Annotated in this window: 16 protein-coding genes, 1 tRNA gene and 1 riboswitch; of the genes, 14 read left to right on the plus strand and 3 right to left on the minus strand. The window is 59.8% G+C overall.

Annotated features, from left to right (window positions below; genetic code table 11):
* The 12 genes from G5193_RS20530 to hemB all read left to right on the plus strand — a co-directional run bounded on the left by G5193_RS20530 (position 1) and on the right by hemB (position 9,888).
* A tRNA-Thr gene (locus G5193_RS20530) sits at positions 1-76 on the plus strand.
* 252 nt (positions 77-328) lie between these two features.
* Positions 329-1,573 carry a cytosine permease gene (gene codB, locus G5193_RS20535; RefSeq protein WP_005355867.1) on the plus strand — a complete coding sequence of 415 codons (1,245 nt, stop codon included), beginning with the start codon at positions 329-331 and terminating at the stop codon, positions 1,571-1,573.
* Positions 1,567-2,832: a cytosine deaminase gene (locus tag G5193_RS20540; RefSeq protein ID WP_227341668.1), complete on the plus strand. Its 1,266-nt coding sequence runs from the start codon at positions 1,567-1,569 to the stop codon at positions 2,830-2,832. The genes codB and G5193_RS20540 overlap by 7 nt, the downstream gene beginning before the upstream one ends.
* A 95-nt stretch (positions 2,833-2,927) precedes the next feature.
* On the plus strand, positions 2,928-3,305 hold the full coding sequence (gene crcB, locus G5193_RS20545) for a fluoride efflux transporter CrcB (protein WP_267519300.1): 378 nt from the start codon (positions 2,928-2,930) through the stop codon (positions 3,303-3,305).
* Between the two features lie 65 nt (positions 3,306-3,370).
* Positions 3,371-4,123, plus strand: coding sequence for a bifunctional demethylmenaquinone methyltransferase/2-methoxy-6-polyprenyl-1,4-benzoquinol methylase UbiE (gene ubiE, locus G5193_RS20550; RefSeq protein WP_005342396.1), 753 nt, complete (start codon positions 3,371-3,373; stop codon positions 4,121-4,123).
* A gap of 8 nt (positions 4,124-4,131) precedes the next feature.
* A complete protein-coding gene (locus G5193_RS20555) occupies positions 4,132-4,740 on the plus strand; it encodes a ubiquinone biosynthesis accessory factor UbiJ (RefSeq protein ID WP_005339380.1) in 609 nt (202 codons plus the stop codon).
* The gene (gene ubiB / locus G5193_RS20560) at positions 4,740-6,380 is read left to right on the plus strand and encodes a ubiquinone biosynthesis regulatory protein kinase UbiB (protein ID WP_005339383.1); all 1,641 of its coding nucleotides are present in this window, start codon (positions 4,740-4,742) and stop codon (positions 6,378-6,380) included. The genes G5193_RS20555 and ubiB overlap by 1 nt, the downstream gene beginning before the upstream one ends.
* A gap of 42 nt (positions 6,381-6,422) precedes the next feature.
* On the plus strand, positions 6,423-6,674 hold the full coding sequence (gene tatA, locus G5193_RS20565) for a Sec-independent protein translocase subunit TatA (protein WP_005339385.1): 252 nt from the start codon (positions 6,423-6,425) through the stop codon (positions 6,672-6,674).
* Positions 6,675-6,677: 3 nt separating this feature from the next.
* On the plus strand, positions 6,678-7,142 hold the full coding sequence (gene tatB / locus G5193_RS20570) for a Sec-independent protein translocase protein TatB (RefSeq protein ID WP_110304509.1): 465 nt from the start codon (positions 6,678-6,680) through the stop codon (positions 7,140-7,142).
* Positions 7,139-7,894: a twin-arginine translocase subunit TatC gene (gene tatC / locus G5193_RS20575; protein WP_005342401.1), complete on the plus strand. Its 756-nt coding sequence runs from the start codon at positions 7,139-7,141 to the stop codon at positions 7,892-7,894. The genes tatB and tatC overlap by 4 nt, the downstream gene beginning before the upstream one ends.
* 188 nt (positions 7,895-8,082) lie before the next feature.
* Complete coding sequence (locus tag G5193_RS20580; RefSeq protein WP_421207170.1) at positions 8,083-8,868, plus strand: TatD family hydrolase; 786 nt, start codon at positions 8,083-8,085, stop codon at positions 8,866-8,868.
* A gap of 3 nt (positions 8,869-8,871) precedes the next feature.
* Entirely contained in the window at positions 8,872-9,888 is a 1,017-nt protein-coding gene (hemB, locus tag G5193_RS20585; protein WP_005357271.1) for a porphobilinogen synthase, read from the plus strand.
* Positions 9,889-9,971: 83 nt separating this feature from the next.
* Here the strand turns inward: hemB and G5193_RS20590 are convergent, their stop codons facing one another.
* Both G5193_RS20590 and G5193_RS20595 read right to left on the minus strand, forming a co-directional pair.
* Positions 9,972-13,478 carry a hypothetical protein gene (locus G5193_RS20590; RefSeq protein ID WP_421207172.1) on the minus strand — a complete coding sequence of 1,169 codons (3,507 nt, stop codon included), beginning with the start codon at positions 13,476-13,478 and terminating at the stop codon, positions 9,972-9,974.
* Between the two features lie 168 nt (positions 13,479-13,646).
* Positions 13,647-15,836, minus strand: coding sequence for an immunoglobulin-like domain-containing protein (locus G5193_RS20595; RefSeq protein WP_421207174.1), 2,190 nt, complete (start codon positions 15,834-15,836; stop codon positions 13,647-13,649).
* A gap of 50 nt (positions 15,837-15,886) precedes the next feature.
* A riboswitch (cyclic di-GMP riboswitch) is annotated at positions 15,887-15,972 on the minus strand.
* Positions 15,973-16,409: 437 nt separating this feature from the next.
* Here G5193_RS20595 and prlC point away from each other — a divergent pair.
* Positions 16,410-18,452 (plus strand): oligopeptidase A, encoded by a 2,043-nt coding sequence (prlC, locus tag G5193_RS20600; RefSeq protein WP_421207176.1) that lies wholly within the window; start codon positions 16,410-16,412, stop codon positions 18,450-18,452.
* Positions 18,453-18,659: 207 nt separating this feature from the next.
* A complete protein-coding gene (locus G5193_RS20605) occupies positions 18,660-21,206 on the plus strand; it encodes a putative bifunctional diguanylate cyclase/phosphodiesterase (RefSeq protein ID WP_421207178.1) in 2,547 nt (848 codons plus the stop codon).
* A gap of 6 nt (positions 21,207-21,212) precedes the next feature.
* On the opposite strand, the gene G5193_RS20610 is transcribed toward G5193_RS20605, so the two are convergent.
* On the minus strand, positions 21,213-21,953 hold the full coding sequence (locus G5193_RS20610; protein WP_421207180.1) for a substrate-binding periplasmic protein: 741 nt from the start codon (positions 21,951-21,953) through the stop codon (positions 21,213-21,215).
* Between the last annotated feature and the right edge of the window lie 41 nt (positions 21,954-21,994).

The raw sequence follows: 21,994 nt of genomic DNA on the forward strand, positions 1-21,994 counted from the left end.
GCTGATATGGCTCAGTCGGTAGAGCGCATCCTTGGTAAGGATGAGGTCCCCAGTTCGATTCTGGGTATCAGCACCATTAAATAGAAAGCCTCCCTGAAAAGGGAGGCTCTTTTGCATCTGTCATTTTTGTGATATCCCCTTACATTCCCTATTCCCGCAACCCCCTCTACTTGCAGCCGACACTGTTTATCTGCTGGTTTGAGTCCTAATGTGTTACTCATTTGACTGCTATTGATGGTTTTATCCAGAGATTTAACCATGATTGATTGACGTAAAACGTTTTACATGTAAAATCCGGCGCGTTTTGCCTATTACGTGGAGAGAGAGCATGGCGCAGGATAACGAATACTGTTTGGGGGCGGTACCCGCCAAAGGGCGCAAAGGAGTGCTGTCGCTGATGCTGGTGATGCTTGGCCTGACGTTCTTCTCTGCCAGCATGTGGACCGGTGGTGCGCTGGGTACCGGTCTGGTGTTTGACGACTTCATCAAGGCGGTACTGATCGGCAACCTGTTGCTGGGGATCTATACCGCCTGTCTCGGTTATATCGGTGCTTCAACCGGTCTCTCTACCCATCTGCTGGCGCGATACTCCTTCGGCGTCAAAGGTTCCTGGCTGCCTTCTCTGCTGCTGGGCGGCACTCAGGTCGGCTGGTTCGGCGTTGGCGTGGCGATGTTTGCCCTGCCGGTACAGAAGGCGACTGGGATCGATGTGAACTGGCTGATCGCCATTTCGGGCATGTTGATGACGGTAACCGTCTACTTCGGGATCTCCGCCCTGATGGTGCTGAGCTTTGTGGCCGTACCGGCTATCGCTCTGCTTGGCGGCTACTCGGTCTGGCTGGCGGTGACCTCGACCGGTGGCATGGCTGCGTTGCAGCAGGTGCAACCAAGCAATCCTATCGAGTTCACCACGGCGCTGACCATGGTGGTCGGTTCCTTTATCAGTGCAGGAACTCTGACCGCCGACTTTGTCCGATTTGGTCGCAAACCCTGGGGCGCCGTCATGATTACCATGGTGGCGTTTTTTTTGGGCAACACGCTAATGTTCGTCTTCGGCGCAGCCGGTGCGGCGGTGACCGGTCAGGCCGATATCTCGGAAGTGATGCTGATGCAGGGACTGCTGATCCCCGCCATTCTGGTGCTGGGCCTCAATATCTGGACCACCAACGACAACGCGCTCTATGCCTCCGGCCTCGGTTTTGCCAACATTACCGGCCTCAAGAGCAAGCCGCTCAGCGTGATCAACGGCCTTATCGGTACGGCTTGCGCCCTCTGGCTTTACAACAATTTTGTCGGCTGGCTGGCCTTTTTGAGTACGGCAATTCCGCCGATCGGTGGCATTATCATCATGGATTTCCTGCTCAATCGTGAGCGTTACCGTCAATTTGCCGATCAGCAGTTCGAGACGGTGCGCTGGCAGGCGCTGGTCGCCACGGCAGTCGGGGTGGCTGTCGGCAAGTGGCTGCCGGGCATAGTGCCACTCAACGCGGTATTGGGCGCCGCCTTCACCTATTTCATTCTGGTTCGCCTCACCCAGCGGCCGGTTCTGGTACAGGAAGCTAACAAATGCTGATTCAACATATTCGTTTGGCCGATCGGGAAGGGTTTTGGCAGATCCGCTGTCAGGATGGGGTCATCACCGCCATCGAACCCCATGACGAACATGCCGTCGCCGGTCGGGTGCTGGACGGGGAGGGGGGTCTGGCGATTGCCCCCTTTATCGAACCCCACATTCACCTCGATACCACCCAGACGGCGGGTGAGCCGAGCTGGAACCTCTCCGGCACCCTGTTCGAGGGGATCGAGCGCTGGGCCGAGCGCAAGGCGCTGCTGACCCATGAGGATGTGAAACAGCGTGCCATCCAGACGCTAAAGTGGCAGATCGCCAACGGCATCCAGTTTGTCCGTACTCACGTCGATGTCTCCGATCCCAATCTGGTGGCGCTCAAGGCGATGCTGGAAGTGCGGGAGGAGATGAAGGAGTGGGTCGAGCTGCAGATCGTTGCCTTCCCGCAGGAGGGGATCCTCTCCTACCCGAATGGCAAGGCACTGCTGGAGGAGGCGCTCAAGCTGGGGGCCGACGTGATCGGTGCTATTCCCCATTTCGAGTTCACCCGGGAATATGGTGTCGAAAGTCTGCACTACATCTTCGATCTTGCCGAGAAGTATCAGGTTCTGGTCGATGTGCACTGCGACGAGATCGATGACGAGCAGTCCCGTTTCATCGAGACGCTGGCGACCTTGGCCTACGAGCGGGATATCGGCCACCGGGTCACTGCCAGCCACACCACCGCCATGCACTCTTACAACGGCGCCTATGCTTCCCGCCTGTTCCGGTTGCTCAAGATGGCAGACATCAACTTCGTGGCCAATCCGCTGGTGAACATTCACCTGCAGGGGCGGTTCGATACCTATCCCAAACGCCGCGGCATTACTCGGGTGAAGGAGATGCTGGAGGCGAACATCAACGTCTGTTTCGGTCACGACGACGTGTTCGATCCCTGGTATCCCATGGGCACCGCCAACATGTTGCAGGTGCTACACATGGGGCTGCATGTCTGCCAGATCATGGGTTACGAGCAGATCAACGACGGTCTGAAGCTGATCAGCAGCCACAGTGCCCGCACCCTGAATGTGCAGGATCGCTATGGTATCGAGGTGGGCAAACCGGCCAACCTGTTGGTCCTGCCCGCCGAGAACGGCTTCGATGCGGTGCGCCGTCAGGTGCCGGTGCGTTACTCGATCCGCCACGGCAAGGTGATTGCCCAGACCCGCCCGGCCCAGACCGAAATCGTGTTGGGTCAGCCCGAGCCCATCGATTTTCGCCGCTGAGATTTCAATCAGGCTGGATGACGATTAGTTCCGCCTCTGGGCACAAGGGCCGCCATTGCGACATAATGGCGGCCTAACCCTGAGGGAGTGACACCATGCAAACCTGGTTCTATGTTGCTGCAGGGGGCGCCATCGGCGCCTGCCTTCGTTTTGGGATTGCCGAACTGATGGCCTTGCTGCTGGGGCGCCACTTTCCTTACGGGACTCTGGTGGTCAACGTGGTGGGCTCTTTCATCATGGGGGTGGCGTTCGCCCTCATCAGTCATGGTCATGTGGTAGAACACCCGATGAAGCCGCTGCTGATGGTGGGGATCCTCGGTGCCCTGACTACTTTCTCTTCCTTTGCCCTCGATACGGTAGTGCTGGCTCAACATGGGGCCTATCTGAAAGCGCTGCTCAATATCGGTCTCAATCTCTTCCTCTGTCTGTCCATGGTGGTGCTGGGCATGCAGTTGGTTGCGAGCCGGGTTTAAGGTGTCCGGACGCCAGTGGCTCTGGTAAACTGGCGGCCATTCTTTGCTCTATGGGTGTTTAAGGGATGTCAGAACAAGCAACGACAACGCATTTTGGCTTTAAAACCGTGGCCGCGACCGAGAAGGAAACTCTGGTAGCAGGTGTCTTCCATTCGGTGGCAGCCAAGTATGATCTGATGAACGATCTGATGTCGTTCGGCATCCACCGCCTGTGGAAGCGCTTCACTATCGACTGTTCCGGTGTGCGCAAGGGCCAGAAGGTGCTGGATCTGGCCGGTGGTACCGGTGACTTGACCGCCAAGTTTTCCCGCATCGTCGGCGAGACCGGTCAGGTGGTGCTGGCGGATATCAACGACTCCATGCTAAAAGTGGGCCGCGACAAGCTACGCAATCTGGGGGTCGCCAACAACGTCTCCTACGTGCAGGCCAATGCCGAGGCGCTCCCCTTCCCGGATAACCACTTCGACGTCATCACCATTGGCTTCGGCCTGCGCAACGTCACCGACAAGGACAAGGCGCTCGCCTCCATGTTCCGGGTGCTCAAGCCGGGTGGCCGTCTGCTGGTGCTGGAGTTCTCCAAGCCGGTCAGTGAAGTGATCGCCAAGCTCTATGATCTCTACTCCTTCAAATTGCTGCCGAAAATGGGCGAAATTGTCGCGAACGACAGTGAAAGCTACAAATATCTGGCAGAGTCCATCCGCATGCACCCGGATCAGCAGACTCTGGCAGGCATGATGGAAAATGTCGGTTTCGAGCAGGTGGAGTACTTCAATCTGACTCAGGGTGTGGTCGCCCTGCACCGCGGTTACAAGTTTTAAGGTTGCCTATGCCGATGGATGCCATGGTCACCGCGGTGATCGAAACCAGCCTCAACCAGTTGCTGGCGCTGGACAAACAGAGCCCGGAGCGGCTGCGCAAACTGGTGGGCAAGGTGCTCAAGCTGGAGCTGCGTGAACTCAAGCCGCTCTGGTTCGTCTTCTCCGAGCGTCGACTGGATGTGCTGGCCCAGCATGAAGGGGAGGCCGATGCGGTGCTCAGCCTGTCGCTGACCGCCCTCGGTCTGCTGAAAGACCCGTCCGCTCTGACCCGCTATATCCGCGAGGAGAAGCTGGATCTGAGCGGTGATCCCCAGCTGGTACAGGCATTCAGCGTGCTGCTGGGTGAGCTGGATATCGACTGGGAAGAGGAGCTGTCGCGCTATACCGGCGACGTGCTGGCCCACACCCTGTTCAGCGGTGCCCGTCAGGCGCGTCGCCTGGTCGGTCGCGAGCTGTGCCGCACCCGCAGCCAGCTGGCGGAATATCTGACCGAAGAGGCCCGCCTCGCCCCCGGCCCGCTGGAAGTGGCTAGTTTCAACGATGATGTCGAGGTGCTGGCCCAGCAGCTCAAGGCCGTCGAACTGCGGCTGGCCCGCTTCGAACAGCAGGTGACCTGATGACCCCGAAGGAGTTCAAACGCCTCTATCGCATCATCACCATCCTGCTGGAGCAGGGCATCGACGAACTGGTGCCTGCCCGCTATCAGCCCTGGCCGGGTCGTCTGGCCCGTCGTTCCCTGTTCTGGCTCAAGAACAAGCAGCCGGATCTCAGCCGCGGTGCCCGCATCCGCCTCGCCTTCGAGGCTCTTGGCCCCATCTTCATCAAGTTTGGCCAGATGCTCTCGACCCGCCGCGATCTGCTGCCGCCGGATATCGCCGAGGAGCTGGCCCTGCTGCAGGACAGGGTGCCCCCCTTCTGTGGTCAGGCGGCGCGCCAGCAGATCGAGCTGAGCCTGGGTTGTCCCATCGAAACCCTGTTTGATGACTTTGACGAGACACCGCTGGCGTCGGCCTCCATCGCGCAGGTGCATACCGCCCGCTTGAAGGAGAGTGGCCGCGAGATCGTCATCAAGGTGATCCGTCCCGACATCGAGCCTGTCATCGAGGCTGACCTGCGGTTGATGCAGGCGCTGGCCCGTCTGGTGGCCCGCTTCGTGCCCCAGAGCGCGCGGCTGCGCCCCATCGAGGTGGTGGAGGAGTATCGCAAGACCATCCTCGACGAGCTGAATCTGATGCGCGAAGCGGCCAACGCCATCCAGCTACGCCGCAACTTCACCGGCTCCGAGGCGCTCTATGTGCCTGAAATCATCACCGACCTCTGCCGCGAGCAGGTGCTGGTGATGGAGCGCATCTACGGTATTCCGGTCTCCGATATACCGGCGCTGGAAGCCAACGGCACCAACATGAAGCTGCTGGCCGAGCGCGGGGTAGAGGTCTTCTTCACCCAGGTGTTCCGCGACAGCTTCTTCCATGCCGACATGCACCCGGGCAACATCTTCGTCTCTTACGAACATCCGGAAAACCCGCTCTGGATCGGCATCGACTGCGGCATCGTCGGTACCCTCAATCGGGAAGATAAACGCTATCTGGCGGAGAACTTCCTCGCCTTCTTCAACCGCGACTATCGTCGGGTGGCAGAGCTGCACGTGGAGTCGGGCTGGGTACCGGCAGACACCAAGGTGGACGAGTTCGAGTTCGCCATCCGCACCGTGCTGGAGCCCATCTTCGAGAAGCCGCTCTCAGAAATTTCGTTCGGTCACGTGCTGCTCAACCTGTTCAACACCGCGCGTCGCTTCCATATGACGGTGCAGCCGCAGCTGGTGCTGCTGCAAAAGACCCTGCTCTATGTGGAAGGGTTGGGGCGTCAGCTCTACCCGCAGCTCGATTTGTGGCAGACCGCCAAGCCGTTCCTCGAGAACTGGATGCACGAACAGGTCGGGCCCAAGTCGGTATTGAACGCCATCAAAGAGAAGGCGCCATTCTGGGCCGAGAAGCTGCCGGAGCTGCCGGAGCTGGTCTATGAGACCCTGCGTCAGACCCGTCATCAGCAGCGTCATTTCGACCAGATGTTTGCCGAGTTCCGTCGTCACAGCCGTCGGCAGGGGCAGGCCCGCTACCTCTTAGGGGTTGGAGCCAGCCTGCTATTGGCGGGTGTATTCTTGCTGACCCAAAAACAACACATTGAGTGGGGACAAGCCAGTCTCGCCGGTGCAGCCCTCTGCTGGCTGGTCGGCTGGTTGCGAACCCGTTCCCATTAATCAACAACCGCGCCGTCAGGCGCCTGTTCTGGAGAGAAAATCATGGGTGGTATCAGTATTTGGCAATTGTTGATCATTGCAGTCATCGTCGTGCTGCTGTTCGGTACCAAGAAACTGCGCGGCATTGGCGGTGATCTGGGCGCGGCGGTCAAAGGGTTCAAGAAAGCCCTCTCCGACGAGCCGGCTGATGCCAAGGCCGAGCAGAAAGATGCCGAGTTTCCCCCGAAACAGCTGAACGAAGCGGCCACTCAGAGCAGTGAGACCGCCAAGCAGAAAGACAAAGACCAGGCCTAAGCCATGTTCGATATCGGTTTTTGGGAGCTGGTCGTTATCGGTGTGGTAGCACTGGTGGTACTGGGGCCCGAGCGGCTGCCGGTTGCCATCCGCACGGCTACCCACTGGATCCGCCTCATTCGTTCGACCGCGAACTCGGTCAAGTCCGAGCTGGAGCAGGAGCTCAAGTTGCAAGAGCTGCATAACGACCTCAAGAAGGCCGAACAGTTGCAGATGAGCAACCTGAGCCCCGAGCTGCAGGAGTCCATCGAACAGCTCAAGGCGGCGGCCCAGTCGGTCAATCGCCCCTATCAGGTGGAGAACGAGATCCGTCCGCCACGCCCCGAGCCGGTCGCCCAGGCTGAGCCTGCCACGCCGGTTGAGCCTGCGGTGCAGCTGAGCCACGACGTGCCGCCGGTCAACAGCCAGCGGGAGAGCGAGCTGGTGCCGGTCAGCGACTCCGCAGTAAAAGGGGAGGTGAAGTCATGAGTCAGGCCGAACAACCCCTGATCAGCCATCTGGTTGAGCTGAGAACCCGTTTGCTGCGCTCCATTACCGCCATCCTCGTGGTGTTTCTGGCGCTGATCTACTTCTCCAACAACATCTACGACTTCGTGGCCCAGCCGCTGCTCAGCCAGCTGCCGGAAGGGACCAGCATGATCGCGACGGATGTGGCGACCCCCTTCCTGACGCCGATCAAGCTGACGCTGGTGGTCTCCTTCTTCGTGGCGATCCCCTATCTGCTCTATCAGGCCTGGGCTTTTATCGCCCCCGGTCTGTACCAGCACGAACGGCGCCTGATCATGCCGCTGGTGGTCTCCAGTGCCCTGCTGTTCTATGCGGGGATGGCGTTCGCCTACTACGTGGTGTTCCCGCTGGTGTTCGGTTTCTTCACCAGTACCGCCCCTGCCGGGGTGACGGTGGCGACCGACATCGCCAGCTATCTGGACTTCGTACTGACCCTGTTCTTCGCGTTCGGGGTGGCGTTCGAAATTCCGGTGGCCACCATACTGCTCTGCTGGACCGGCGTGACCACACCGCAAAACCTGAAGGAGAAACGTCCCTACGTCGTTGTCGGGGTGTTTGTGGTCGGCATGCTGCTGACGCCGCCTGATGTCTTCTCCCAGACCCTGCTCGCCATCCCGATGTGGGCGCTGTGGGAGATTGGTCTGTTCTTCGCCCGCTTCTACGTGAAGAAAGAGGATGAAGAGCAACAGGAACAACCGGATGTGGAGAGCTGAGGCTCTGTTCGTCACCTGTTTGCCAGACGGTGAGAGGATGACGAAGTCCGCAGGAATAGCAGAACGAGGGGAGCTGAGGCTCCCTTCCTCTTTTCATGCTCCCGTTCGAGGCGTATGGTAAGACCCCATTCGGTAGATGGTTTTCAAATACCTGATATGTATTCCTTTTGTTCGGAACGTCTCATTCCATGATCGATATCGGTTTAAACCTGACCAGCAGCCAGTTCGCCGGTGAACAGCCTGAGCTGGTGGCCCGTGCCCGCGCCGCCGGAGTGGAAGCGCTGATCCTCACCGGTACCGATCTGGCTGGTAGCCGCGAGAGCGCCGAGTTGGCCGCCCGCTGGCCGGGCTACTGCTTCTCCACCGCCGGGGTACACCCTCACGATGCCAAGAGTGTCGATGAGGCAACCCTGCCCGCCTTGCGCGAGCTGGCAGCCTTGCCGCAGGTGGTGGCCATCGGCGAGTGCGGCCTCGACTACAACCGCGACTTCTCCCCCCGTCCGGTACAGGATGCGGTATTCGACGCCCAGCTGGCACTGGCTGCCGAGCTCGGGATGCCGGTGTTTCTCCACTGCCGCGATGCGCATGCCCGTTTTATCGAGATCCTCCGTCCCTGGTTGCCGAAGCTGCCGGGGGCCGTGCTGCACTGCTTTACCGGGTCCGATGAAGAGCTGGACGAGTGTCTGGCGCTGGGGCTGCATATCGGGGTGACGGGCTGGCTCTGCGACGAGCGCCGTGGTCAGCTGCTGCGCAAACAGGTGGCCCGCATTCCGGCCGGTCGGCTGATGATCGAGACCGACGCCCCCTATCTGGTGCCGCGGGATCTGAAACCGCGTCCGAAACGCAACGAACCTGCATTTTTGCCGCACATCGCCCAGGTGGTGGCGGCCTGTCGTGGTGAAGCGCCCGAGGCCTTGCTGGCCCATACCCGGGCCACCTCCGCCGCGTTCTTCCAACTTCCTCTCCAGGAGTGATTCATGGCTACAACTCTTCCGGGCGCCTTTCCGGGCCGCCGCCTGCGCCGTCTGCGCAAACATGATTTCAGCCGTCGTCTGGTGCGCGAGAACGTACTGACCGTCAACGATCTCATCTATCCGGTGTTCGTGCTGGAGGGGGAGAACCGTCGGGAAGCCGTTCCCTCCATGCCGGGGGTGGAGCGTCTCTCCATCGATCTGCTGCTGGAGGAAGCCGCTGAACTGGTGGAGCTGGGCGTACCCGCCATTGCCCTGTTCCCGGTGACCCCGCTGGAGAGCAAGAGCCTGATGGCGGAGGAGGCCTACAACCCGAACGGGCTGGCCCAGCGCACCGTGCGTGCCCTCAAGGCCCGCTTCCCGGAGCTCGGGGTCATCACCGATGTGGCGCTCGATCCGTTCACCACCCACGGGCAGGACGGCATCATCGATGACGAAGGCTATGTGCTGAACGACATCACCACCGAGATCCTGATCAAGCAGGCACTCTCCCACGCCGAAGCCGGGGTCGATATAGTCGCGCCGTCCGACATGATGGATGGCCGCATCGGTGCCATCCGCGCCGCGCTGGAAGAGAACGGCTTCATCAACACCCAGATCATGGCCTACTCCGCCAAGTACGCCTCCTGCTACTACGGCCCGTTCCGCGATGCGGTCGGCTCTGCCGGCAACCTTGGCAAGAGCAACAAGGCTACCTATCAGATGGACCCGGCCAACAGCAACGAAGCCCTGCACGAAGTGGCGCTGGATATTCAGGAAGGGGCCGACAGCGTGATGGTCAAGCCGGGCATGCCCTATCTGGACGTGGTTCGTCAGGTGAAGGATCAGTTCGGCGTGCCGACCTTTGCCTATCAGGTGAGCGGCGAGTACGCCATGCACATGGCGGCGATCCAGAACGGCTGGCTGAAAGAGAAGGAGACCATCATGGAGTCTCTGCTTTGCTTCAAGCGGGCCGGGGCCGATGGCATCCTCACCTACTTCGCCAAGCGCGTAGCGCAGTGGCTGAAAGAAGATGCCCGTTAAGCCGGGTTGAAGAGATAAACGAGAGGGGGAGCCGATGGCTCCCCCTCTGTCGTTATGGCTCTCTTTTGGTCACGAGCGGCTGATTACAGCTTGATCCAGGCATCACTCCAGTGGCTGCCGGTACCCGGCGCATAGAGGCTGGTCGAGCCGCCACACCAGCCGCTGTAGGGCCAGGGTTTGCACTCGTAGTCGCCACCGGCATTGCTGACCCGTTCGCCACTCTGATAAGCGGTGCCCGCAACATAGGCCGGGTAGCTGCCGTTACCACCGTCACTGTCACCACCCGGAGCCTGTTCCACCAATGCCAGGGTGAAGCGGCGCTCGAAGCCCTGCTTGCTTCCCTCTGCCATGCCCGCCAACAACAGCTCGTAACTGCCTGCCGCAAGGCCAGACTGTGCCAGCTGCAGGGAACCCTGACCATCGATCAGGGCGCTGCCGGTGGCGACCGGATTGCCATCCTGCAACAGGGTCGCGGTGACGGTCACCGGGTTGGCGGTGGTCAGCGTCAGACTGAAGTCGAGCGCGCCGTTGACGATGAGATATTCGGCCGCCAGATCGGTGACGGTGAAGTCACTGCTGCTACCGGTAGTGGGCAGGATGAAGTCCCCGCTCAGGTAGGTGAGACCGGTCCAGCCGGAGCTGGTCAGCCAGAGCTTGCCATTGGTCTGATAGACGTTGGGCAACTGGGTGCACTGTTTGTTGTCATTGACGAAGCCGATACCGTAAAAGCCCGCCACATTCTTGTAGCAGAGCTGGCGACCATTCTGGTGCAGCACTGGCTGATCCAGCTTGCCCTTGTGGTGGAGTGACAGCCAGTCAAACTGGTTGATGGCCGAGACCAGCGGCACAAACTGGCCATCGGGCTGACGATAACGGATCAGGGATCCGGCATCACAGAGCAGACCATCAGCCCGCTGTTCGACGTACCCGTAGTACTGTTCGCCATCCTGGAAGGTGAACCGGCAGAGATTGCCTTTCTCCGACTCCTTGGGGATCCAGCCCATCAGCAGTCGCTCCTGATTGTTCAGGGCCGCCAGCTGCCCGGCACTGAAGGCGCTGCCGTTGGCTACCCAGCCTTGCGGCATGGTGGAGAATTGCATGAAGTAGTGGTCGGTATAGTACATGTGGCTGTCAGCGCGGTGCTTGCGAGCCCCCTGGCTGACCGAGTTGTAGCGATAGATGTCGTTTTCCGGCTTGTGGAAGCCGTTGAGATCATCGTCCAGATAGGGCAGGTCGCCCTTGCGGATATGGTAGTTGGCCATACCCGTCATCAGGGGATGCCAGCCGTGGCTGCCACGTGCAAACGCGCTCTCATGGCTGTAGGACTTCCCATCGAAGCCGTGGCCAAATTCGTGGGCAATGATGCCCCAGCTGCCGTAGTAGTGGCTGACAAAGTTAAAGGTATCGACCCCGGTGATGCCACCACTCCCGAGCCCGCCCCCCATGGCGGTGATCCCCAGGTTGAGGTAGGGGCGCTTCATCAGGCTGTGGTAGTAGTAGTCATAATCGGCGGCCGTAAAGATCCCGTTCGGCACATAGCTGTTGCCGCCATTGCCGAACATCTCGTAGCCGTTCACCGCCTTGAAGTTGTACCAGACGTGTTTGAACTCCTCGGTCGAGACCATGTAGGCCAGGTTGGTGGCGATGATCAGCCACTCGCGGGCGTAGAGGGCATTGATGGGGCGCCAGGAGCCGCTGGTGTTGGTGGCGAAGCGCACGTTCCAGCTTGGCTTGAGGCGTGCCAGCTTCTGGGCAAACGGATCCGAGTTGGAGCTGAACCTGTGCTCGAACTGGGCAGGCAGATTGATGCTGTTGTCGAGCAGGTTGTTGAGATCAAACACGCCATCGCGGCTGGCGCTGTTGAAGCGTCCCTGCTCGCCAAAGGCGCTCAGTGGCAGGGTGATTTGGGCATAGGCGGGCAGGCGATCGAGCTGGCCCAGGATCAGCCACTTGTTGATACCGTTCAGGCGTGACTCGATATTGATGTCATGCAGCTCTCTGGCGGCATAGTTGGTGATGCGCACCGTGTCGTTATCAAGCAGCTCGGTCTTGACCAGCGAATTGATGTTGACCGAACGCTGGGCGCGATCGATCAGCACCTCGTAGGGTTCGTCATTGCGCAGTATGTAGCTGACTGCGGTCGGCATCAGCTGATCGAAGATCAGCGGGCGAGCCGGCAACTGCTCGTCGGCCGTGAAGCTGATCTCCTTGCTCAGCAGCTGGTTGAAACCCAGGCCGCGTTCGTTGGCGGTGACAAGCGCCGAGCCCGCCAGCTGGAGATCTTTCAGCGCCGCCACGGGCTGCTGGTTGATCTCCCGAACAGTAAAGGTCGGGTGCTTGAACTGAAAGTCGTTGGCGATCAGGGTATCGACATCATGCCATTCGATGCGGTCCTTGAAGTTCACCACCAGTCGATCGCCATCCATGTCGATTTTTTGCAGATTGCTGTCGGCGATCACCTGCTCAGGCGCCAGCGGTGTGTTGCTGGCGATGGCATCAGCCAGTTTGCGCAGGTCATAGATGTAGTAGTTTTTGCCGGCGGTGTGGGCCAGGAGATAGTCACCCACCTGATGGAGTTGCACCAGACGGTGGCTGTATTTTCCTTCAAAGGCGAGCCGACCGGCGATGGGGGTCTTGAGGCTGTTCTCCGGCGTCACATCCTGCTGGCGGTAGACCTTGATCTCGCTCAGCGCATCTGCCACCAGCACGTAATCCTGATTGGCAAAGACGGCCTGGGCGCGGTGCAGGCTGTTGCTGCCGGAATCCCGACCGGTTCCCAGGGTGGTGACATGGCGATGTTCGTCGGCCAGATCGAAGATATCGACCCGGTGCGAGTAGCGCGAGACCACGTAGAGCAGGTTGTTGCGGACAAACAATTCACTGACCTGGTTGTAGGCCGTGGCACTGCCGGTTGCGGTGCCGCGGATCTCGCCAATCTGCTGGCGGCTCGGGATATCGATAATGGCCACATGGCCCGGATTGCCGTTCTGGCTGACATAGAGCCGATCCTGATAGCGTTCGACCGCCGTGATCAGGCTGGCGTCCAGCCCCAGCTGGTCGGCCGTCAGCTCCTCGCCTTTGTCCAGATATTGCAGCGAGGTGGCAAACGAGTTGACGCTGCAGGAGCTGGTCTCCATCACCACCCGGGTGCGTTCGCCATTCTGGATCTGGCCGTGGGGGAAGTACTCCAGCAGACAGCCGTTGCCGTAGTCATAGTTGCCAAAGCGTTTGTTGACCGCTACGACCCCACCGTCGTACCAGGTCAGCTCCCACTCCTCATCGAAGAAATCAAAGACGTTACGAATGGCTGTTTCGTCGAAAAAATGGGGTTTGGGCAGATCGAACAGGATGTGGTTATCCGCCGTCAGCGGGTAGAGCAGGCCGTTGATGGCAAGGTGGCGCTTGCCATCCTTGATGATCACGTTCTGCTCGTCAGCCGCACTCTGATGCAGCGCGGCGAGGCGCGCCGTCATCTGCTCGTAGTGCTCCTGATAGGTTTGTTTGAAAAAGGCTTGTTCGCGCTCATCGGCCACGACATGGGCCGACAGCAGCAGACCGAGCAGGGTGGCAAGCTTGGTGGTTCTTGGCATGGTGATTTCCTTATCTTGGTTGTTGTTGGACGTTTTTTGGTGGTTGGCAAGCATGTAAAAGAGAGGGGCTAACCCGTCCGGGTCAGTGCATCCTGCCCATCGGCAGCGTGGCCGACGGGCAGGATATGGGCGGGGGCCTGTCAGCCCCCGTTAGTGGTTGGGGCAAGGTCAGAGCTTGATCCAGGCATCGCTCCAGGCAGAGCCGGTACCCGGTGCATAATGGCTGGTCGAGCCGCCACACCAGCCGCTGTAGGGCCAGGGTTTGCACTCGTAGTTGCCACCGGCATTGCTGACCCGATCACCGGCCTGATAGCCGGTGTTGGGGGCATAGGCCGGGTAGTCACCTTCGCTACCGCCGTTGCTCTCTTCGGTCAGCGCAACCGGGAAGCGCTGTACCACCGGCTGCTGGCCGTCAGCCAGACCGGTGATCACCACGTCGTAGCTGCCATCGGTGACGTTGCTGCCCTGCAGTACCAGGGTGCTGGTGCCGTTCACCTTGCTGCTGGTGGTACCGTGGCTGTGGCCGCTCTGCTCCAGAGTTGCGGTGATCTGTACCGGGTTGGCGGTCGTCACGTTGAAACGGATGCTGACCTGACCGTTGACTATGGTGTAGTCGGAGCCCATGGCGCTGACGGTGAAGTCGCTGCTGCCTTCGGCGGGTGGCGTTGTGCCGCCGCAGTCGCTGTCGCCCTGTAAGCGCCAGACGCCCCAGTCACCCGTGGTGCCCGGCTCTTCGTTCTGGGTCCACCAGCCTGCCAGCCAGTTCTTGCCGTTGTGGCTGACGATGTCGCCGCCCACGTAGACCTTCTTGGCATCCCAGCTGTTTTCACAGACGGCGCCCTGCTCCCTGACGGTCACGTTGCGCTGCTGGGTTACCTGCTGACCGGCGCTGTCGCTCACCTGATAGGTGAGGGTGTAGCGGCCGACCTTGCTGCTGTCGACGCTGCCGCTGACCTTGATTTGGGTGGTCAGGTCGCCATCTTCTTCATCATGGGCGCTGACGCCAGCCATCGGATCGAAGGGGGTACCCAGTTCCAGCGTGGTGTCGGTGACACCGCTGAATACCGGCTTCATGCTGTAGACCTCGATGGTTCGTACCTGTTCGGTGACGTTGTTGTCGCGATCGCTCACCTTGTAGGTGAGGGGGTAGAGGCCGATGCGCTGGCTATCTACCGAACCTTCCACCTGGATCTGGCCAGTCAGGTCGCCATCTTCCTTGTCGTTGGCGCTGACACCGGCCAGCGGATCAAAGGCGGTGCCCTGCTTGATGCGGGTATCGCTCAGGCCGCTGAACACCGGCTTGCCGTTGTCGACCGGGGGCGTGATCTCCTGATCGTGGATGAAGGGGCCGTAGCTCTTGATGAAGGATTCGTTGTAGGACTGACCGGCGGCGTTGCGGCCCATGTCCCAGTTGATGGACCAGGTCATCACGCCACGCAGCGGTTGTCCCTCGCTCTTCAGGCGGTTGAAGGCGTTGTAGAGCTTCTGCGGATCCTGCACATAGCCGGTGGCGGCGGCGTCGATGTTGGTCGGAATGCCGAACACCAGCTTGTCATGGGGGATCTTGTAGAAGCCGCGGGTACCGTTGCTCAGCGAATCCGCCATGTAGTAGATGAACTCTTCTTTCAGGGCATCGTTGTTCTGGGCAATCCAGCCGATGCCATCGATGTAGATACCGTCGCCACCCTGGTTGTAGAACTGGGGGTTGATCCAGTCGTAGTAGCCTTCCAGATTGCGGATATAGGGGATGTAGGCGCCAGTCTGGGTCAGATAGGGGAACTCCGGCGCCATGGTGATGAGGAAGTTTTTCCCCTGGGCGCGGTAGTGATCCTTGACCAGACGCAGGGCCGCCGGGATCACGGTCTGGTTGTCGGCGGCAGTGATGGCGGCCTGTTCCAGATCGATATCCAGCCCGTCGAAGCCATAGGTCTCCACCAGACGGATGATCTCGTCGGCAAAGGCCTGCTCCTGACCCTTGCGCAGCTCGATGTGTGCATCGGCACCGCCCAGCGCCAGCAGCACGGCACGGCCCTGACGGTTCAGCTCGGCGATCTGCTCGATAAACTGGCTTTCGCTCATGCCGATGGCCGGGTCGAGTTTGAAGGTGGGGATGGGATCGCTGCCATAGACCTTCATGAAGGAGACATCGACCACGTTGTATTGCGGGTTGACCTGATCGAGCTTGACGCAGGGGGCGATACCGCCCTTGTAGCCCGAGCCGTCACACCAGTTGTGCCAGTAGCCGACCACTACGCCGGACTGGGGGTTAACCATCGCCTGACCGGCACTGGCGGCATATGCCATGGGGGTGCCCATGCCGAGCAGGCAGCCAAGCAGGGATAATTTGAGTTTGTTCATCGTCTCTCCGTACGGTGCAAATGGGGCGTCGGTTGTGACCGGACGTCCCCGGGGGCAGCCCCGCTGTCATAGGTGTTTTCCCTTAGACCGGTGGCTTTGCGTCGCGCCCTTTCGGGTCACTTTGCCTTTTTCACCCGATTTCTGTGCAGCACAGAGAATCAAGTGACCTGCATGGCAGGTTACCTATGATAGATGCTTGAAAATAAATTAATCAATGGTTGGTTTTGATTCTAATTGACTGAAAAATATTGATAATTTGTTACAGTTACCACATCTTGTCCGTTTCCATGATTGAGCATGACGGCACTTGGCTGGCAGCTTTGGCGCCGGTAAATGGCGGCTTTTTGCCCCTTGAAAGTAGCGATAAGAGCCAAAAAAGGCCCACAGATTCATCCTGTTACTGGCTGTTGATGGCAAAACTGCAGCAACGGCAGAGATCCGGGTCGCAATGGCTGGAAAAGTACAGGGTTGCGGCGGATTCCCGCTTGATTATTGCGTGGCTTGGCCACATGTTAGAAAGCCATACAGAGCTGCTAAAGCGGTCTGTTCAAGACCAAACAAGAGGTAACCGGGATGAATAACCCTTTGCTGACAATGGATTCACTGCCCCCTTTCAGCCAGATCAAGCCGGAGCAGGTTCAGCCTGCCGTGATTCAGGCGATTGCTGACTGCAAGCAGAAGATCAGCGATGTGCTGGCCCAGCGTGATCCCCATACCTGGGATAGCCTGATTGCCCCGCTGGAAGAGGTAAATGACCGCCTGTCACGGATCTGGTCACCGGTCAGCCACCTCAACTCCGTACTCAACAGCGAAGCGCTGCGCGAGGCCCATGACGCCTGCCTGCCGCTGCTCTCCGAATTCCAGACCTATGTCGGTCAACATGAAGGGCTCTATCAGGCCTATCTGGCCCTCTCCCAGAGCGATGATTTCCCGCTGCTCAGCGGCGCCCAGCGCAAGGAGATCCAGAATACCCTGCGTGACTTCCGCCTCTCCGGCATCGGTCTACCTGCCGAGGCGCAGCAGCGCTACGGCGAAATTCAGGCCCGCCTCTCCGAGCTGGCCTCCCGTTTCAGCAACAACGTGCTGGATGCGACCCAGGGCTGGCACAAGCTGGTGGCTGATGAAGCCGAACTGGCTGGTCTGCCCGAGAGCGTGCGTGCCGCTGCCCGTCAGATGGCTGAACTTAAAGGCAAAGAGGGGTGGCTGTTCACGCTGGATATCCCTTCCTACCTGCCGGTGATGATGTACGCGGACAACCGCGAACTGCGCGCCGAGATGTATGAGGCCTTCACCACCCGCGCCTCCGATCAGGGCCCCAATGCGGGCAAGTGGGACAACTCCGCCATCATGAGCGAGCTGCTCACCCTGCGCCGCGAACTGGCCCAACTGCTGGGCTTTGCCAACTATGCCGAGCTCTCCCTGGCCACCAAGATGGCGGACAAGACCGAACAGGTGGTGAGCTTCCTCACCGATCTGGCGGCCAAATCCCTGCCGCAAGGCAAGGCCGAGCTGGAGGAGATCCGCGCCTTCGCCGCCGAGCAGCATGGTCAGAGCGAGCTGGCCGCCTGGGATCTCGCCTACTACGCCGAGAAGCTCAAACAGCACAAGTTCTCCATCTCCGATGAGCAGCTGCGCCCCTATTTCCCTGCCAACAAGGTGGTGAAAGGGTTGTTCGAAGTGGTCAAGCGGGTGTTCGGCATGAAGGTGCGCGAGCGCCTCGGCATCGACACCTGGCACCCTGACGTGCGCTTCTACGACATCTTCGATGCCGACGACGAGCTGCGCGGCAGCTTCTATCTCGACCTCTATGCCCGCGAGCACAAGCAGGGCGGGGCCTGGATGGATGTTTGTTTGGGTCGTCGCTACCGTCAGGATGGCTCGCTGCAAAAGCCGGTGGCCTACCTGACCTGCAACTTCAACGGTCCGGTGGATGGCAAACCTGCGCTGTTCACCCACAACGAAGTAGTTACCCTGTTCCACGAGTTCGGCCACGGCATTCACCACATGCTGACCCGGGTCGATGTGGCCGGCGTGGCCGGCATCAACGGCGTGGCCTGGGATGCGGTAGAGCTGCCGAGCCAGTTCCTCGAGAACTGGTGCTGGGAGTCCGAGGCGCTGGCCTTTATCTCCGGCCACTACGAGACCGGCGAGCCGTTGCCTGCCGATCTGCTGGAGAAGATGCTGACCGCCCGCAACTTCCAGGCGGCGATGCAGATGTTGCGCCAGCTGGAGTTCGCCCTGTTCGACTTCCGTCTCCATCAGGAGTTTGACCCGGCCAATCCGGCACAGCTCCCGGCGCTGCTGGACGAGGTACGCAGTCAGGTGGCCGTGATGACGCCACCGGCGTTCAACCGCTTCCAGCACAGCTTCTCCCACATCTTCGCGGGCGGCTATGCGGCGGGCTACTACAGCTACAAGTGGGCCGAGGTGCTCTCTGCCGATGCCTTCTCCCGCTTCGAGGAGGAGGGGATCTTCAACCCGGCCACCGGCCAATCCTTCCTGAAGAATATTCTGGAGAAGGGGGGCTCGAAGGAGCCGATGGAGCTGTTCCGAGCCTTCCGTGGCCGTGAGCCCAAGGTGGATGCACTGCTGCGACACAGCGGGATCGCTGCCTGAGATTCCTGACCCGCCGCCTGTGTGAGCTTCAAGCAGGTACACTGTTTTGCGGCATAGTGGGATCGAGTCGTGATTTCTGCGACAAAAAGGGACCTTTTGGTCCCTTTTTTCAAGGCTTTTTAATATCTTGCTGATTGCATATTTGCACTGCCCACGGCTCTTCAGTAGAGTCGTGTTCTAACCTTCAAGGAGAGAAAGCCACTTGCCATGAGGCGAGCACTCGATTCCGTCTATCAAATCATCTCCAGTCTGGCTCATTCGAGCGGCCAGGGATATTTCGATACCTTTGTGAGTGAAATCGCCGCTGCTGTGATGGCTGATGTCGTCCTGATCGCCAGCAGGGAATCAAATGCTACCCACCTGACGGTTCAGACCGCCTATCCCTCCTCCCTTGACACCGATGCCCTGACGCTGCCACTGACTGACTCTCCCGATGCCATTACCTGGCAGGAGGGGGAAGCCTGGTTCAGCGATCGTCTGCTTCAGCTCTTTGCCAACGTTCCCCTTGCAGAGGAGTGGCAACCTCAGGCCTATGCCGGGATTGTCCTCAGGAATGCAGATGGCGAGACCATAGGTATCTGCGCCCTGCTTTATCGTCAGCCGCAGGCCAATATGAGCAAGGTGATGGGGTTACTCCGGTTGCTGGCTCCGTTGGCGGGTCGTGAGCTGGCGCTGATGCTGCAACGACAGCTGCCCCCCCCTCTGCCTGAACCGTCCCATGCATTGCAGAGCATGCTGTTCCAGGCTCCGGTGGGGATCGGTAAGCTGGATCTGGCTGGCCGTATCCTCTGGGCCAACCCGGCCATCGAGCAGATGCTTGGCTATCCCCTCGACGAGTTGCTGCAGCGATCCATCTCCGACATCAACCATCCCGAGGATTGGCAGAGCAGCCTCGTTTGCTACGAAGAGATCCGCCGTGGCGAGCGCAGCAGTTTCACCCGGGAGAAGCGCTACTTCTGTAAGGGGGGGCAGATCCTGTGGGGGCGGGTAACCGTCACCCTGATCCGTGACAAGCAGCAGCAGCCGGACTACCTGATGGTGCTGCTGGAGAATATCGATCCTCTCAAGCGCCATGCGGAGCAGCTCAAGCTCTCCCACCGGGTCTATGACAATCTCTCCGAGGCGATCCTGGTCTGTGATGCCGATAGCCGCATCATCTCGGTCAATCCGGCCTTCGAGCAGATCACCGGCTACAGCAGTGACGAGGTGCGAGGTCAGCGCCCCAGCCTGCTCAAGTCGGGGCTGCACGATCAGACCTTCTATGCCGACATGTACCACGCGCTGGAGCGGGTGGGGGTATGGCGTGGTGAGGTGTGGAACAAGCGCAAGAATGGCAAGCTCTATCCACAGCAGTTGATGATTAGCACCCTGCGGGAAGGGGGCAGGATCAGCCAGTACATCGCCATCTTCAGCGACCTCTCCCAAACCAAACTGGCCGAGCAGAAGATCGCCGCACAGGCCAACTATGACAACCTCACCAGCCTGCCCAACCGCTGGCTGTTCAGTCGCTGTCTCAGCCGCTTCTGCGAGCGGGGCGAGCGCTTCGCCCTGATGGTGCTCGACCTCAACAACTTCAAGGCGGTCAACAACAGCATGGATCACCATGCCGGTGACGCCCTGTTGCGGGAGGTGTCGGACCGGCTGGTGAGCCGGGTGCGCACCGAGGACCTGGTGGCCCGCATCGGTGGTGACGAGTTCGCCTTTCTGGTGCCAGGCATCGTCACCCGTCGTCAGGCCGAGGTGTTTGCCAAGCAGGTTATCGGTAGCTTTACCCGTCCCTTTATGCTGGCCAACCAGCATCTCTATGTTACGGCAACCGTGGGGATGACCCTCTGCCCCGTCGATGGTAGCGAGAGTGACGAGCTGCTGCGAAACGCCGAACAAGCGTTGTTTGCCGCCAAGCGGCAGGGGCGGTTGATCGGTACCTACTGCTCCTCAATGCGGGAAGAGGTGCGTCAGCGCCACCAGATGCAACAGGATCTGGCGGAGGCGATCAAGCTGGAGCAGTTAACCATGGCCTACCAGCCGATCTGGGACAACCGCAGCGGTCGGGTCGCCAAGCTTGAGGCGCTGGTGCGCTGGTATCACCCACAATGGGGACAGGTATCGCCAGCCGAGTTTATCCCGCTGGCGGAAGAGGCGGGGTTGATTCAGGGGCTGGGTGCGCTGGTGTTGTGGCAATCATGCCGGGATCTGGCTCGGTTGCAGCAGTCCGGCTTCCCTGATCTGCAGATGTCGATTAACCGCTCCACCATGGAGTTCCAGACTATCGACCCTGAGGCGAGCGAGTGGCTCAAGGTGATCCAGCACTTCGGGCTCGATCCTGCCGACATCGTCATCGAAATCACCGAATCTCTGCTGATGGAGAGCAGTGATCAGCACCGGGTGCGGATCGATGCCCTGCGCGAGGCGGGTTGCAAGCTGGCTATCGATGATTTCGGTACCGGCTACTCTGCCCTCAACTATCTGCGCTCTTTCCCAGTGGATCTGGTCAAGATCGACCGCTCTTTTGTGCGCCATATCCCCTTCAACGAGCAGGATCGGATGCTGCTGGACGGCATCATCAACATAGTGCACAACCTCGGTATGCAGGTGGTGATTGAGGGGGTAGAGACCCGCGAGCAGCTCAATTTCCTCTGCCAGAAGGGATGTGCCTTCACCCAGGGTTATCTGCTCAGCCGCCCGCTGGCCTATGACGATCTCACCGAATATCTGCAGCTCAATGACAAGGGGATGTTTCTGCAGATCAGTTAGGTGTGCTTACTCCTTCGATGTCATCTGTTCCTGCTTTGCTTGCAGTGTCCGGTAATCCTCGCCGAGATAGCGCAGATAGATGCGATCCAGTACCCCGTCATCCAGCATCTGTTGCAGCGCCTTGTTGTAGGCAGGCAACAGGTCTGCTTTCTGCTTGCCAAAACAGAGGTAGAGCGGTGTCGAGTCGATAAAGGGGGTGAGGGGGCGGATCTTTACGTCCTGCTCCCTGGAGAGGATGGGGGCCGAGAAGTAGTCGAGGATGATGAGGTCAACCCGGCTCTTCTCTAGCAACAGCAGCAACTGCTTGTCTGAATGGGCCTTGATGGGGTCCCATCCGGTGAAGTTCCTGATCTTGTCGGTATAGTCATAGCCCCTGACCATCCCTACTTTCAGCCCCTTGGCCATCTCCCACGAGAAGGTCTGTAACGGACTGTCACTGCGCACATAGGCGGCCAGCGGATAGAAGGCGGTAGCAAGATCAGAGTGGTAGCAGCCGGGGAGGGGGGCATTGTCGAGGATGCCATCAGCCAGTTGGGTACTCACATACTGTTCGCAGCGCCCCCACGGCAGTTCGAGCAGGGTTAGGGTCATTCCGAGGCGTCTGGTTGCTTCCTGATGGATCTCCACCGATATCCCTTCCATCAGTTTGCCCTGTTCGGCGTAGGAGAAGGGGGGCCAGTCTACACCGCATACCTTGAGACTGGTGCTGCTCTGGGCGGCAAGCAACAGGGCTATCAGCAGCTGCATGGGATTCTCCGGGATATGAGGGGGGTTGTGGTACACTCGCT

The organism is Aeromonas sp. 601027 (assembly GCF_049174455.1).
Lineage (GTDB): Bacteria > Pseudomonadota > Gammaproteobacteria > Enterobacterales > Aeromonadaceae > Aeromonas > Aeromonas veronii_A.

Coding starts and splice junctions, on each gene's coding strand:
- G5193_RS20555 (WP_005339380.1), top strand. CDS start 4,132: ATGCCGATGGATGCCATGGTCACCGCGGTGATCGAAACCAGCCTCAAC.
- hemB (WP_005357271.1), top strand. CDS start 8,872: ATGGCTACAACTCTTCCGGGCGCCTTTCCGGGCCGCCGCCTGCGCCGT.
- tatB (WP_110304509.1), top strand. CDS start 6,678: ATGTTCGATATCGGTTTTTGGGAGCTGGTCGTTATCGGTGTGGTAGCA.
- codB (WP_005355867.1), top strand. CDS start 329: ATGGCGCAGGATAACGAATACTGTTTGGGGGCGGTACCCGCCAAAGGG.
- ubiE (WP_005342396.1), top strand. CDS start 3,371: ATGTCAGAACAAGCAACGACAACGCATTTTGGCTTTAAAACCGTGGCC.
- ubiB (WP_005339383.1), top strand. CDS start 4,740: ATGACCCCGAAGGAGTTCAAACGCCTCTATCGCATCATCACCATCCTG.
- G5193_RS20580 (WP_421207170.1), top strand. CDS start 8,083: ATGATCGATATCGGTTTAAACCTGACCAGCAGCCAGTTCGCCGGTGAA.
- G5193_RS20605 (WP_421207178.1), top strand. CDS start 18,660: ATGAGGCGAGCACTCGATTCCGTCTATCAAATCATCTCCAGTCTGGCT.
- crcB (WP_267519300.1), top strand. CDS start 2,928: ATGCAAACCTGGTTCTATGTTGCTGCAGGGGGCGCCATCGGCGCCTGC.
- G5193_RS20540 (WP_227341668.1), top strand. CDS start 1,567: ATGCTGATTCAACATATTCGTTTGGCCGATCGGGAAGGGTTTTGGCAG.
- G5193_RS20595 (WP_421207174.1), bottom strand. CDS start 15,836: ATGAACAAACTCAAATTATCCCTGCTTGGCTGCCTGCTCGGCATGGGC.
- prlC (WP_421207176.1), top strand. CDS start 16,410: ATGAATAACCCTTTGCTGACAATGGATTCACTGCCCCCTTTCAGCCAG.
- tatA (WP_005339385.1), top strand. CDS start 6,423: ATGGGTGGTATCAGTATTTGGCAATTGTTGATCATTGCAGTCATCGTC.
- tatC (WP_005342401.1), top strand. CDS start 7,139: ATGAGTCAGGCCGAACAACCCCTGATCAGCCATCTGGTTGAGCTGAGA.
- G5193_RS20590 (WP_421207172.1), bottom strand. CDS start 13,478: ATGCCAAGAACCACCAAGCTTGCCACCCTGCTCGGTCTGCTGCTGTCG.
- G5193_RS20610 (WP_421207180.1), bottom strand. CDS start 21,953: ATGCAGCTGCTGATAGCCCTGTTGCTTGCCGCCCAGAGCAGCACCAGT.